Genomic DNA, 13,712 nt, shown 5'->3' on the forward strand with positions numbered 1-13,712 from the left:
CGCGAATCACCGACAACCAGTCGACCTCGCTCGCGATCTGCGGGTACGGTCACATAACGGGCTTTCGTTTTCGGTCGGTGCGCGCACGGCGTGGGATCGGTTCGATGGTTGCACGTAGACGAAGGAAGTAGGGACCTGACGAGATGGCACGCATCGGTGACGGCGGGGATCTGCTCAAGTGCTCTTTCTGCGGTAAGAGCCAGAAGCAGGTCAAGAAGCTCATTGCTGGGCCTGGGGTGTACATCTGCGACGAGTGCATCGACCTGTGCAACGAGATCATCGAAGAGGAGCTGGCCGAGTCCAGCGAGGTGAAGCTCGACGAGCTGCCGAAGCCGGCCGAGATCCGGGATTTCCTCGAGAATTACGTGATCGGCCAGGATGCCGCCAAGCGGACTCTCGCCGTTGCGGTCTACAACCACTACAAGCGCATCCAGGCCGGTGACAAGGGTCGTGATGCGCGCGGCGAGACGGTCGAGCTGGCGAAGTCGAACATTCTCATGCTCGGTCCCACGGGCTGCGGCAAGACGTATCTGGCTCAGACGCTGGCGAAGATGCTCAACGTCCCGTTCGCGATCGCCGATGCGACGGCGCTCACCGAAGCCGGCTATGTCGGTGAGGATGTCGAGAACATCCTCCTCAAGCTGATCCAGGCCGCCGACTACGACGTCAAGCGCGCCGAGACCGGCATCATCTACATCGACGAGGTCGACAAGATCGCCCGCAAGAGCGAGAACCCGTCGATCACGCGGGACGTGTCCGGTGAGGGTGTGCAGCAGGCTCTGCTGAAGATTCTCGAGGGCACGCAGGCCAGCGTGCCGCCGCAGGGCGGTCGCAAGCACCCGCATCAGGAGTTCATCCAGATCGACACGACGAACGTCCTGTTCATCGTGGCGGGCGCGTTCGCCGGCCTCGAGCGGATCGTGTCCGATCGCGTGGGTAAGCGCGGCATCGGTTTCGGCGCCGAGGTGCGGTCGAAGGCGGAGATCGACACGCAGGACCACTTCGCAGAGGTCATGCCGGAAGACCTGATCAAGTTCGGGCTGATCCCCGAGTTCATCGGACGTCTGCCGGTCGTGGCGTCGGTGACGAACCTGGACAAGGAATCGCTCGTCCAGATCCTGTCCGAGCCGAAGAACGCGCTGGTCAAGCAGTACAACCGGTTGTTCGACATGGACGGCGTGGAGTTGGAGTTCACCACGGACGCGCTCGAGGCCATCGCCGACCAGGCGATCCTCCGCGGCACCGGTGCTCGTGGACTCCGCGCGATCATGGAGGAAGTCCTCCTGCCGGTCATGTACGACATCCCGAGCCGTGACGACGTCGAGAAGGTCGTGGTCAGCGCCGAGACGGTCAACGACAACGTGCTTCCGACCATCGTTCCGCGCAAGCCGGAGCGGGGAGAACGCCGAGACAAGTCCGCCTAGGCGGGAGCGCGCTGTATCCTGGGTGCGAACTAACTCACTAGTTCGTACAAATGGAGGTAATGCGCGCGATGACCGCTCCCGGACCGATCTTTGTTCTCAACGGCCCCAACCTGAACCTGCTGGGGCAGCGGCAGCCCGAGGTGTACGGGCGGGAGACGCTCGACGATGTCGTGGAGTTGTGCCGCACGGCTGCCGCGAAGGCTGGACGTGAGATCGTCGCGCGGCAGTCCAATCACGAGGGCCACCTGATCGACTGGGTGCACGAGGCCCGGACCACGGCGTCGGGCGTCGTGATCAACCCCGGCGGTTTCACGCACACGTCGGTGGCGCTGCGCGACGCCCTGGTGACGCTCGAGGTGCCGCTCGTCGAGGTGCACATCAGCAACGTGCACGCCCGCGAGGAATTTCGGCACCACTCGTACGTGTCCGGGGTCGCGACCGGTGTGATCGCCGGACTCGGAATCCTCGGCTATGCGCTGGCCGTCGACTTCATCTGCAACAAGGGCTGACGCCGCCATGGGACGACAGGTTCGTACGAGCGTTGCCACGGTATCCCTGAGCGGATCGCTGGAGGAGAAGGTTACCGCGATCGCGGCGGCCGGGTTCGACGGATTCGAGGTGTTCGAACCCGATTTCGTGAGCTCGCCGTGGTCGCCGCGTGAGCTGGCTTCCCGCGCAGCGGATCTCGGACTCACACTCGATCTGTATCAGCCGTTCCGCGATCTGGACTCCGTGGACGACACGACGTTCGCGCGCAACCTGATCCGAGCCGAGCGCAAGTTCGACATCATGGAGCAGCTCGGCTGCGACACCCTGCTGGTGTGCTCGTCGCCGTTGCCCGAGGCGGTGCGGGACGACGCTCGCCTGACCGAGCAACTCCACACTCTCGCCGAGCGCGCACACAGCCGGGGTCTCCGCATCGCCTACGAGGCGCTGGCCTGGGGCACGCACGTCAACACGTACCGGCACGCGTGGAAGATCGTGCAGGACGCGGACCATCCTGCCCTCGGTACCTGCCTCGACAGCTTCCACATCCTCTCCCGCGGCGACGACCCGTCCGGCATCCGCGACATCCCGGGGGAGAAGATCTTCTTCCTCCAACTCGCCGACGCGCCCCGCATGTCGATGGACATCCTGCAGTGGAGCCGGCACCACCGGAACTTCCCGGGGCAGGGCAACTTCGATCTCGCGACGTTCGGCGCGCACGTCCAGGCCGCTGGATACACCGGACCGTGGTCGCTCGAGATCTTCAACGACACGTTCCGGCAGTCGTCCACGGGGCGCACGGCCGCCGACGCGCACCGCTCGCTGCTGTACCTCCAGGAGGAGGTCGCACGCGTGCAGGCCGAGCGCGGTGAGGACACCGGTCGCGGCCTGACGCTGTTCGAGCCGCCGCCGCGCGCACCCCTCGAAGGCATCGTGTCGCTCCGGCTCGCGGCCGGTCCGGGCAAGGATTCCGACCTTCGGCAGGCGCTGCAGCACATCGGATTCCGTCTGGTGGGCCGGCACCGCAGCCACGACCTCCAGTTGTGGCGGCACGGCCGGATGACCATCGTGGTCGATGCGACCGCGGGCACGGTGTGGACCGCTCCGGGTCTGCCTGCGCACCTGCCGGTGCTCACCCAGATCGGTATCCGGTCGAGCGATCCCGACGCGTGGGGTGAGCGCGCCGCGGCGCTCGAGGTCCCGGTGCACGAGGTCCTGTTGCCCGGTGTCGACACCGCACCCGAATCGGATGTGGTGCGTCTCAAGATCACCGACGCGACGTCGCTGGATCTGCGCGGCCCGGGCAGCGCCGCGTCGTGGCAGTCGGCGTTCGATCTGTATCCGACGGAGTCGCGCTGGCAGGATGAGGTGCCCGTCTTCACCGGTGTCGATCACGTGGCGCTCGCCGTGCCGTCCGACAACTGGGACGGCATCATGCTGCTGCTCCGTTCGGTGTTCGCGATGGCGCCGCACGAGGGCCTCGATGTCACCGACGCGGTCGGAATGATGCGCAGTCAGGCGCTGACGATGGATCAGACGGGTGCGGACGGCGTCGACCGTCCGCTGCGCATCTCCCTGAACATGGTTCCGGGTGCGGTGTCGGGCAACTCCCACATCGCCGCGGCTCGGCGCGGCGGCATCAGTCACGTCGCGTTCTCGTGCACGGACATTTTCACCGCCGCCGCGACCATGCAGTCCAACGGGTTCGAGCCCCTTGTGATTTCGCCGAACTACTACGACGACCTCGAGGCCCGCTTCGGGCTCTCCCGCGAACTCCTGGACCGGATGAGCGGGTCGGGCATCATGTACGACCGTGATGCGCACGGCGAGTTCTTCCATCTGTTCACCCAGACGGTGGGCGCCGACCTGTTCTTCGAGGTGGTGCAACGCGTCGGCGGTTACGAGGGATACGGGGACGCGAACTCCGCGATGCGTTTGGCGGCCCAGTTGCGGGCGGCTGGCTGAGCGGTCGATTCGAAGGTCACGGAGCCCGCGGTCACGACCGCGGGCTCCGTGACTTCGGACACTTTTGGAGCGTGACCACTGTCGTCGATGTGGGCCCACGGGGTGCATGTGACTGATGAGGTCGAGTAATCCAGTTCGAGACCTTGACCCCGTCCGAGTGTGTCAACGCGACGCGCAGGATTCGGCCCGATCCGTACTAACCTGTGTCGAAACCGTGACCGTTTCGTTATCGATCACGCACTCGACAGAGGAATGTGGTTTTGGCTCTACACCCGAACACCGTCCCGCAAGCCCGGCGCACCCGGCGCCTCCGTTCGACGAAGACCTCCCGTAGACGGCTGGTCGCGACCTCGCTGGCAGCCGCTGCACTGCTCGCATCCGGGGGGATCGCCTCCGCGGCCACCGGTGAGGTAGCGCAGGCGTCGACCGAGACGGGCATGTCTCTCTCGACGCCGCCCCAGTTCCTACAGGTCACGCGCCCGGTACCCGTCGACTACGCCGAGCAACTCCAGCGCGCCGCCCAGCGTGAGGTCGAGCGGCTGGCGTTCGAGAAGGCCGAGGTCGAGCGGCTGGCTCGCGAGGCCGCCGAACAGGCCGCGCGTCAGGCTGCGGCCGAGGAAGCGGCGCGTCGACCCGCCGTGCTGGTCCCGGCCGTCGGCACCTTCACCTCAGGCTTCGGCCCGCGGTGGGGCACGAACCACAACGGGATCGACATCGCGAACTCCATCGGCACCCCGATCAAGGCTGTCACCAACGGCACCGTGATCGAGAGCGGTCCGGCGTCGGGATTCGGGTTGTGGGTCCGCATCCAGCAGGACGACGGCACCACCGGCGTGTATGGCCACATCGACACTTCACTGGTGTCGGTCGGGCAGCAGGTCCGGGCCGGCGACCAGATCGCCACCATGGGCAACCGGGGTCAGTCGACCGGACCGCACCTGCACTACGAGGTGTGGGCGGTCAACGGAACCAAGATCGATCCGGCGGGCTGGTTCCAATCGCGCGGCGTCCCCGTCCCCCAGGGGCAGGGCTAGGCGCGGGCGAGTCGCCGATCCACGCCGTCACGGCTGGTTGTACGGGGTGACCACCCGGATGGGTGACGCCGCGGTCGCGACTCCACCGAGCGCGCCCCGGGCCTGCAGCAGCATGCGGCACGCCAGATGGGCGTCGGCCCGGAGGTCGTGGTGCAGCACCGCGGAGAGCGTGCCCGCGCGCAGCAGCCGCGTGTTGTCCTCGTCGAGGTCGTGGGCGATGAACACGCGGCAGGCGCGGCCGGTGCGTTCGAATGCGCGGGTGGTGGCCACGTTGCCGCCGCCGATCGAGTAGACGGCCGCGATGTCCGGGTTCTGTTCGAGGGCCCGGAGGACGAGGCTCTCGATGGTCGCGTCCAGCCCGTCGCTCTCGGCGATGTCGATCACCGCACGGTCGGTGCCGAAACTTCGCAGTGCGGCGCGGAACCCCATCTCCCGTTCCTCCTCGCCCCGGAAGGCGTTGCTGCTCAGCGTGATCAGGACGGTGGACGACACCTCGCCGAGCCACTGGTCGACGAGATAGGCGGCGGTCGCCCCCGCGGCCCGGTTGTCGATCCCGACGTAGCCGGCCCGCGAGCTGCCCGGCACGTCGGTGGCATAGGTGACCACCGGGATCCCCGCCGCAGTGAGCCGGTCGATGGCCTCGACGACCTCGACGGAGTCGGGCGCCTTGACGATCACGCCCTGCGTGCCGCGGGCCCCGATCCGATCAAGGGTCTCGACCATCGCGGGTGTGGAGCCGGTTTCCCGGAAATGGAACCGTGAGCGCACGACGGCGGGAGCGAGAGCGGGCAGTTCCGCCTCCACGGCCGCGCGGAACGCGGTGGTGAAGCGCTCGGGTGACTGCATGACGACGTCGACGAGGAACTTGCGCCCACTCAGCTTGAGCTGAGTGCGTTGTTTGTCGAGATCGCGGATCGCCTGCTGCACTTCCGCTCTCGTCGATTCCCGTACTCCGGGGCGTTCGTGGAGCACGCGGTCGACGGTCGCCTCGCTCAATCCCGACTGCTGGGCGATCTCACGGACCTTGTAGCGGTGCTTCACGGCCGGCTCCTGAGGTGAAAATGATGGATTTCTGCTGTTGTTCGGCGCTCACATCACAGCAAGACTATCCCCATGACCATCACGACTCCTCCGCCGACCGGCCGGCGTGAGTGGATCCGCGACTCCGACTCCGACTGTGACCTCGACTCGTTTCGCGCGTCCATTGACCGCTCGACGAACCTCGCCGACTACCCGTTCGCTCACTCCGTGGAACGGAACGTCCTGCTGTACCGCAGTGACTCGCTGATGCCCCACCTCGACGACGCGCAGTCCCGCCGCGCCGTGCAGACCGAACTCGTGCGCGCGCTCACCGACGGACCCGGAATCGTGGTGTTCCAGAACGCCTTCAGCGATCTCGCGGTGGTGGATCGCGCCACGGAACAATTCGATCTCCTCATCGCGCAGCAGCACGTGTCGGGTGGCGTGGTGGGTGACCACTTCGGCAAGGCGGGCGCCAACGACCGCATCTGGAACGCCGCGCAGAAGCTGGCTCTCGGCGCCCCGGAGGTGTTCGCCGAGTACTACTCCAACGACATTCTCGCGCTGATCTGCCAGAGCTGGCTGGGGCCGCTGTATCAGGTGACGTCGCAGGTCAACGTGGTCAACCCCGGCAGTGCCGCGCAGGTGCCGCATCGGGACTACCACCTCGGCATCGTGCCCCGGGACGAGCTGACCGAGTATCCGGCGCACCTGCACCGGATGTCGGCCACCTTGACACTGCAGGGCGCGGTGGCGCACTGCGACATGCCCGTCGAGAGCGGACCCACCCTGTATCTGCCGTACTCGCACCTGTTCGAGGCGGGCTACCTGGCGTTCTCCCGGCCGGAGTTCGTCGAGTTCTTCCGCGACAGTCACGTTCAGCTGCCGCTGCGGAAAGGCGACGCGGTGTTCTTCAACCCGGCGCTCTACCACGGTGCAGGCCACAACCGTTCGGACGCGATCCGGCGGACGGCCAATCTGCTGCAGATCTCGTCGCCGTTCGGCCGGGCGATGGAGGTGCTGGACCGGGAGGCGATGGCGAACGCCGTATATCCGGCCCTGTTGGCACGGCAGAGTGCCGGAGCGAGCGAGTGCACCCTTCGCAATGCCGTCGTCGCGACGGCCGAGTGCTACCCGTTCCCCACCAACCTCGACCACGATCAGCCGGTGCACAGTCTCGCGCCGGCCACTCAGGTGGACACGGTGTGGGAAGCATTGCGGGCAAACGCCGATCCGGCGGTGCTCGCCGAGCGTCTGGCCGAGCAGACCACCCGGCGGCGGCCGTGAGCGGGATTGTCGACACGGCCACACTGTCACTACAACAGCACCGTCCGGTGCGATGGGATGAAACACGACGATGACGATTCGACTTGCAGGCGCACCGATTTCGTGGGGAGTGTGTGAGGTGGAAGGCTGGGGCCACCAGCTCGGCCCCGACCGGGTGCTCACCGAAATGCGTGACGCCGGCCTCGCTGCCACCGAACTCGGTCCGGACGGATTCCTCCCCTCGGAGCCGCACGAGCTGACGAACACTCTCGCCCGTTACGACCTGACTGCGGTCGGGGGCTTCGTCCCGGTACTGCTCCACGATCCGGATCACGACGCGGTCGCTGCTGTCGGCGGGGCGATCGACTCACTCCTCGCGTCGAGGTCGGAGGTGATGGTCCTGGCGGCGGTGACGGGAGCCATCGGTTACGATTCACGACCGGAACTCGACGACTCGGGATGGAAGACGTTGTTGCGCAACCTGGACCGCGTGTCGTCGGCCGCTGCCGACCGGGGGCTCCGGGCGGTGATCCACCCCCACGTGGGGACGATGATCGAGAACCGCGCCGAGGTGGACCGCATCCTGGACGGCTCGTCGATCCCGCTGTGCCTGGACACCGGACACCTGCTGATCGGCGGCACCGACCCCCTCGACCTCGTCACCACGGCCCCCGAGCGGATCGCGCACGCGCACCTGAAGGACGTCGATGCGGCGCTTCTCGGGCGGGTCCGGGCGGGCGAACTCACCTACACCGAGGCCGTCGCGCAGGGGATGTACACGCCACTGGGCACCGGAGACGTGGATATCGCCGGGGTGGTCGAGCGGCTGCAGAATCAGGGTTACGACGGTTGGTACGTCCTCGAACAGGACACCATCCTCGCGTCGGAACCGGAAGGCGAAGGCCCCGTGCGGGACGTCGTCCGGAGCGTCGAATACCTGAGGAGCATCACGAAGTGAGGCCATTGCCTCTGCGCTGAATCGGGGTGCCGGCGGGGACGCGGCTACGACCGGGCCGGACCGGTCGTGCCGCGCACCACCAGGTGGGGGTCGATCACGAAATCCTGCGGGACGAGGTCCTCGTCCTCGAGTCGCCCGATGGCGAACTGCACGGCGCGCCGCGCCAGACCCTCCGTGTCCTGCCGCACGGTGGTGAGGTCGATCCGCGACAACTGTGCCAGGTGGCTGTCGTCGTACCCGACGATCGAGATGTCGCCGGGCACGTCGACGTGGGCGCGGGTGAACACGTCCATGAGGCCGATGGCGCAGCGGTCGTTGCCGGCGAGCACCGCGGTCGGCAGGCGGTCCTCCGCCAGTAGGGTGTTCGCGGCGGCGACACCTGCGTCCTCGGTGTGCTGACCGGGAATGACGCGAATGTGGTCGGAGAGGTCGTGCTTGCGCGTCGCCGCGAGGTACGCGCGACGACGCTCGGGTGACCCCGGGTCCGCTCCGCCGTCGACGTGCACGATGTCACGATGTCCCAGTTCGACGAGGTGGTCGACGGACTGCCTGATGCCCTTGGCGTCCGCGGTCCGCACGGTGTCGACGGCGGTGTGGGGGAGTGCGCGGCCGACGACGGTGACGACGGCACGGTCCGCGAGCGTCCGCAGATAGTCGGCCTCGGACAGCGGACCGAGCAGGATCAGGCCTTCGCACCGGTGACTGAGAAGCGCTTCGATCGCCTTGTGTTCGTCCCGGGCGGGTGCGCTCGCGGAGAGCAGGACTTCGTATCCGGCGGCCTCGGCCTCCGCGTAGATGGTTCCGATCAGGTCGGCTTGGAAGGTCTGGTGGACGTCGATGAGCACACCGAGGGTGCGACTGCGCCCACGGGCGAGCATGCGGGCGGCCCGGTCGAGCCGGTAGCCGAGTTCGTCCGCGGCCTGGAGGACGCGTTCCCGCGTCTCGTCGGAGGCGCCGGGTTTGTTGCTGAAGATCAGTGACACGAGGGTGCGCGACACCCCGGCCCGCGTCGCGACATCGGCCATCGTGGGGCGTCGGTGCAGGCCGGCGGGTAGCCGTTCCGCACCGTCGTGCGCGGTGGCTCGATCGTCGAGCATCTCGATCTCCCTCGGTCGCGTCGTCAGGGACATTCTCACGCATCGCGTCATCTGCCCTTGACACCCTCTGTGATTCACATCATAGTAGGTAACTGAAGCGCGTTAGTGAAGCGCTTCAGTCCAGGAGAGAACGCCCCGTCGGCTGCATCGAGCCGAGCGCACTCGGGCGATATCGACACACGTGAACCGATCTTCCGTGTCGCGATGCGTGAGCATTCCCCAGAAAGGCCATACACCTGATGTCGACAACCCACTCGGCTGCCAGTGCCCGCGGAAGCGGCGGCGCTGCGCGTAACGAGCGCAGTCACAAACGCTTCCTGACCAAGCTCACCGTCATCTCCACGCTCGGGGGACTGCTGTTCGGCTACGACACCGGTGTGATCTCCGGTGCGCTGCTCTACATGAAGGACGAGCTGAACCTCAGCGCGGTCGGCGAAGCCACTGTCGTGAGCTCGCTGCTCTTCCCGGGTGCCGCCGTCGGTGCGCTGCTCGGAGGCCGGTTGTCGGACGCTCTCGGTCGCAAGCGCACGCTCCTCGTCTGCGCGGGACTGTTCCTCGTCGGCGCCCTCGGGTGTGCGATGGCCCCCAACGTGGAGATCATGGTGCTGGCCAGGATCGTCCTCGGGCTCGGTGTGGGCGCCGCCGCCGTCACCTGCCCGCTCTACCTGGCCGAGATGGCGCCGGTCGAGCGCCGCGGTCGGATGGTCACCATCAACGAACTGATGATCGTCACCGGTCAGATGCTCGCCTTCTCGATCAACGCGCTACTCGATCACCTGATCGAGGATCCGACGGTGTGGCGGTACATGCTGGCCATCGCCTCGGTGCCCGCGGTACTCCTGCTGCTCGGCATGCTCGCGCTCCCGGATTCGCCGCGGTGGTACGCGTCGAAGGGCCGGTTCGCCGAAACCCGCAGGACGCTCGAATTGAGCCGCAGCGAGTCGGAGGCCGCAGTCGAGTACGCCAGCATCAGCGTCCACGCCGCCCGCGACCGGAACTCGAAGGTCAGTGGAGCCGTCCACTATCTGCGCGACTATCCCTGGATGCGCCGGATCCTCTGGATCGGCTGCGGTCTGGCCATCGTCCAGCAGGCAACGGGTATCAACACGGTCAACTACTACGCCCCGACGATCCTGGAACAGAGCGGGTTGGGTGTCAGCGCGTCCCTGGTTGCCACCATCGCGGTCGGTGTCACGTCGGTGGTCATGACGATTGTCGGAATCATCCTGCTGGGCTTCGTGAATCGTCGCACGATGCTGCTGACCGGATTCATCGGTGTGGCATCCTCGCAGGCCGCGCTGTCCCTGGTGTTCCTGCTGCCCTCGTCCACCGGCCGCAGCTACATCATCCTCGCCGCGATGATGGTGTTCGTCGCCTTCGTGCAGTGCTTCATCGGAACCTGCGTGTGGTTGCTGCTCTCGGAGATCTTCCCGATGGCCATCCGCGGGTTCGCCATGGGCCTCGCGGTCTTCGTGCTCTGGACGACGAACGCCTTGATCTCGTTCGTCTTCCCGATCCTGAACTCGGTCCTCGGATCCACCGGAACCTTCGGCCTGTTCGTCCTCGTCAACCTCATTTCGGTGTACTTCGTGTACCGCTTCGTCCCGGAAACCAAGGGTCGCAGCCTCGAAGAGTTGGAGGACCGCCTCGGCGCAGGCAAGCCCGACGCGTCGGCTGCGGGAAGCACCGCCGCCGTCGCCACCCACTGATCGCTGGATCTCAGGCACCGGCGCCGCCGCCTTCGGGTGGTGGTGCCGGTGCGTGGTGGTGTGTGGCCCGCCTCCCGAGCAGGTCGTGTAACAATTTCGCGTCCTGCTGGTCGTGGGAGCGCTCGATGAGCAGTCGGAGGGCGCGGGGAGGTCTGCACCGATTGTGGGTGAGGTGAGATCGTCGCCTGCACCGCGCTTTTCCGGATGGCAGCGAGGACCGGCAACGCTTCCTCACCGAGGCGCGCACGCAGTTCGTTGCTTTCCCGATCGCTCACGGCCCGAATCCTCGACCGCGCCCGTGAGTGCCCGACGAGCCCAGAGACTCCTCAACCACGCACGGGGAGCGGAGCTCCGTTCAGTAGTGCGTCCCTGGCCATCGTCGCGGCCCCGATCCGCTGGGCCGATTCGCCGAGTTGGGTTTCCCGGATGCGGGCGAGGGGACGGTGCCCGGAACCGGTTGCGAGAGAGGCGTAGACGTCTCGCGCGTGGTCGAGGAACAGCGGAGCCGAACCACTGACACCACCGGAGACGACGACGAGATCGGGGTCGTAGACGTCACCGACGATGGCGAGTCCGACGCCCAGCCACCGTGCGAACTCCTCCATGGTGCGCACGGCGAGCGGGTCGCCGTCCCGCGCGGCGCTCGCGATGCGGCGGCCGGTGAGCGATCCCGGGTCGCTCGCGACCTCGCGTGCGAGCAGCGTGGAAGTCGCCGGGTCGGCGGCGAGGAGCTCGATTGCCGTGTCGACGAGAGCTGTTCCGCTGCAATACCGTTCCCAGCACCCCCGTTTACCGCACGCGCACGGTCTGCCGCCCGGCACCACCTGGAGGTGACCCAGCTCGGGGGCGACGCCGTAACTGCCCCGGTAGAGCGTGCCGTCGATGAGCAGAGCCGCACCGATGCCGGTGCCGATCGCGACCATCACGACATTGCGACCACCGGCGGCGGCACCGAACCGGTGCTCCGCCCACGCCGCCGCGTTCGCGTCGTGTTCGAGGACTACCGGCAGTCCGAGCCGGTCACTCAGATCGTTCGCGACCGGCACGTTCTTCCACGGCAGGTGCGGGGCGAATCGCACCGTGGTGAGGTCGGAGCTGATGAATCCGGCCACGGCGAGACCGACGGCGGCGATCCGATGACGGGACGCGAGCTCGCGGACGGCACGGTCGAGCGCGTCCTCGAGGGCTTTCGCCGACTGCGGTGTGGGTGCCTGGACGGAGTCGAGTACCTCGCCGGTGTCGTCGACCACACAGGCACGGATACTGGTACCACCGACGTCGATGCCGACGGTGAGAGCGGAAGCAGGCACGGAGGCGACGGTACTCACCGTGCCGAGGCCGTCGCCGCCTCGGGTACCGCCCGGGAATCTTCCCAGGCGTCGAGCCGGTTGATGGCTGTCCTCGCGACCACCTGTTGCTCCGTGACCGCCAGGTGTCCCCGGGTCCTGCCCAGGAACGACCAGGTCCAGGAGATGGCGGTCGCGAGTCGGCTCTTGAAGCCGACGATGTAGACCAGGTGGATCAGGAGCCAGCGCAGCCAGGCGAGCAGCCCGGTCAGTTGGAGGCGGCCGACCTTCGCGACCGCGTGGAAGCGGGAGATCATGGCCATGCTGCCCTTGTCCGTGTATCGGAACGGGGCGCGTTCGGGCTTGTCGCGACCTTTCCGGTGGGCGCGCACCTCCGCGGCGATCAGCTGCGCGGCGTAGCGGCCGCCCTGGATCGCGACCTGGGCGACGCCGGGAAGGCCGTCGCGGTTCATCATGTCCCCGACGACGAAGACGTTGCTGTGGCCGGGGAGGGTGAGGTCGGGTTCGACGAGGACACGGCCCGCGCGGTCGGTGTCGGCGCCGGTCTGTTCGGCCAGTTGCCGGCCCAGCGGGCTGGCTGCGACGCCGGCGGACCAGATCTTGCAGGCGGCCTCGATCCGCCGCTCCCCGTCCTGGTCGCGGACAGTGAGTCCGTCGTCGTCGACGTCGGTCACCATCGCGCCGAGCTGGATCTCGACGCCGAGATCCTCCAGCGTGTCGGCGGCAGCTCGACGCAGTTTGTCGTCGAAGGGCGGGAGCACCGTGGGCGCCGCGTCGAGCAGGATGATCCGCGCGTCACGGGGATCGATGGTGCGGTAGGCGCCGGCGAGAGTGCGGTGTGCGAGCTGGGCGATCTCGCCGGCCATCTCGACTCCGGTGGGCCCGGCGCCGACCACGACGAACGTCAGGAGTCGCGCCCGCTCGGCGGGATCGGTGCTCACCTCGGCGCTTTCGAAGGCGCCGAGGATGCGGCCGCGCAGCTCGAGGGCGTCGTCGATCGTTTTCATTCCGGGTGCGTGCTCGGCGAAATGGTCGTTGCCGAAATAGGATTGGCGGGCGCCCGCCGAGACGACGAGGCTGTCGTACTCGGTGACGGTGGTGCGGCCGCGATGTGTGGAGGTGACGGTCCGATCGGCGACGTCGATCTTCTCGACTCCGCCGATCAGGACGGACGCGTTCTGCTGGTCCTCGAGGACGAGCCGGGTCGCGGGCGCGATCTCACCCTCGGACAGGATTCCCGTCGCCACCTGGTACAGCAACGGCTGGAACAAGTGGTGTGTCGTGCGATCGATCAGAGTGACATCGACGTCCGTCCGTTTCAGAGCCTTGGTGGCGAAGAGGCCGCCGAATCCCGATCCGATGACCACGACCCGATGACGGCGGGCGAGAGAGGTGTCGCTCATGAAGTTCCTTTCGATCGAACGGACTCCGCGCCGGACCGCGGAC

The 13,712-nt window shown here is 67.3% G+C and carries 11 protein-coding genes; 7 read left to right on the plus strand and 4 right to left on the minus strand.

Annotated elements, in window-relative coordinates; translation table 11 throughout:
- Positions 1-143: 143 nt before the first annotated feature.
- From clpX to HGB39_RS21690, 4 genes are all read left to right on the plus strand, one after another.
- Positions 144-1,424 (plus strand): ATP-dependent Clp protease ATP-binding subunit ClpX, encoded by a 1,281-nt coding sequence (clpX, locus tag HGB39_RS21675; RefSeq protein ID WP_005248181.1) that lies wholly within the window; start codon positions 144-146, stop codon positions 1,422-1,424.
- 68 nt (positions 1,425-1,492) lie between these two features.
- Complete coding sequence (gene aroQ / locus HGB39_RS21680) at positions 1,493-1,933, plus strand: type II 3-dehydroquinate dehydratase (RefSeq protein ID WP_005248177.1); 441 nt, start codon at positions 1,493-1,495, stop codon at positions 1,931-1,933.
- Positions 1,934-1,940: 7 nt separating this feature from the next.
- Positions 1,941-3,875: a bifunctional sugar phosphate isomerase/epimerase/4-hydroxyphenylpyruvate dioxygenase family protein gene (locus tag HGB39_RS21685; protein ID WP_005570673.1), complete on the plus strand. Its 1,935-nt coding sequence runs from the start codon at positions 1,941-1,943 to the stop codon at positions 3,873-3,875.
- Positions 3,876-4,135: 260 nt separating this feature from the next.
- Positions 4,136-4,909 (plus strand): M23 family metallopeptidase, encoded by a 774-nt coding sequence (locus HGB39_RS21690; RefSeq protein ID WP_005570674.1) that lies wholly within the window; start codon positions 4,136-4,138, stop codon positions 4,907-4,909.
- Positions 4,910-4,936: 27 nt separating this feature from the next.
- On the opposite strand, the gene HGB39_RS21695 is transcribed toward HGB39_RS21690, so the two are convergent.
- Positions 4,937-5,950: a LacI family DNA-binding transcriptional regulator gene (locus tag HGB39_RS21695; RefSeq protein WP_005570675.1), complete on the minus strand. Its 1,014-nt coding sequence runs from the start codon at positions 5,948-5,950 to the stop codon at positions 4,937-4,939.
- A gap of 72 nt (positions 5,951-6,022) precedes the next feature.
- Here HGB39_RS21695 and HGB39_RS21700 point away from each other — a divergent pair, with 72 nt between their 5' ends.
- Together HGB39_RS21700 and HGB39_RS21705 are read left to right on the plus strand one after the other, a co-directional pair.
- Positions 6,023-7,216: a phytanoyl-CoA dioxygenase family protein gene (locus tag HGB39_RS21700; protein ID WP_005570678.1), complete on the plus strand. Its 1,194-nt coding sequence runs from the start codon at positions 6,023-6,025 to the stop codon at positions 7,214-7,216.
- Between the two features lie 70 nt (positions 7,217-7,286).
- Positions 7,287-8,153, plus strand: a complete 867-nt coding sequence (locus HGB39_RS21705; RefSeq protein ID WP_043792009.1) for a sugar phosphate isomerase/epimerase family protein — start codon at positions 7,287-7,289, stop codon at positions 8,151-8,153.
- A 44-nt stretch (positions 8,154-8,197) separates the two neighbouring features.
- Here the strand turns inward: HGB39_RS21705 and HGB39_RS21710 are convergent, their stop codons facing one another.
- On the minus strand, positions 8,198-9,250 hold the full coding sequence (locus HGB39_RS21710) for a LacI family DNA-binding transcriptional regulator (RefSeq protein ID WP_081276553.1): 1,053 nt from the start codon (positions 9,248-9,250) through the stop codon (positions 8,198-8,200).
- A gap of 239 nt (positions 9,251-9,489) precedes the next feature.
- Between HGB39_RS21710 and HGB39_RS21715 the strand changes: the two genes are divergently transcribed.
- Positions 9,490-10,959, plus strand: a complete 1,470-nt coding sequence (locus HGB39_RS21715) for a sugar porter family MFS transporter (RefSeq protein WP_005570683.1) — start codon at positions 9,490-9,492, stop codon at positions 10,957-10,959.
- A gap of 326 nt (positions 10,960-11,285) precedes the next feature.
- On the opposite strand, the gene HGB39_RS21720 is transcribed toward HGB39_RS21715, so the two are convergent.
- Together HGB39_RS21720 and HGB39_RS21725 are read right to left on the minus strand one after the other, a co-directional pair.
- Positions 11,286-12,287 carry an ROK family protein gene (locus tag HGB39_RS21720; protein WP_005570685.1) on the minus strand — a complete coding sequence of 334 codons (1,002 nt, stop codon included), beginning with the start codon at positions 12,285-12,287 and terminating at the stop codon, positions 11,286-11,288.
- Positions 12,284-13,669 carry an NAD(P)/FAD-dependent oxidoreductase gene (locus HGB39_RS21725; RefSeq protein ID WP_005570687.1) on the minus strand — a complete coding sequence of 462 codons (1,386 nt, stop codon included), beginning with the start codon at positions 13,667-13,669 and terminating at the stop codon, positions 12,284-12,286. The genes HGB39_RS21720 and HGB39_RS21725 overlap by 4 nt, the downstream gene beginning before the upstream one ends.
- Positions 13,670-13,712 lie beyond the last annotated feature (43 nt).

It is taken from the genome of Rhodococcus opacus (assembly GCF_012396235.1).
In the GTDB taxonomy this organism is placed as follows: domain Bacteria; phylum Actinomycetota; class Actinomycetes; order Mycobacteriales; family Mycobacteriaceae; genus Rhodococcus_F; species Rhodococcus_F opacus.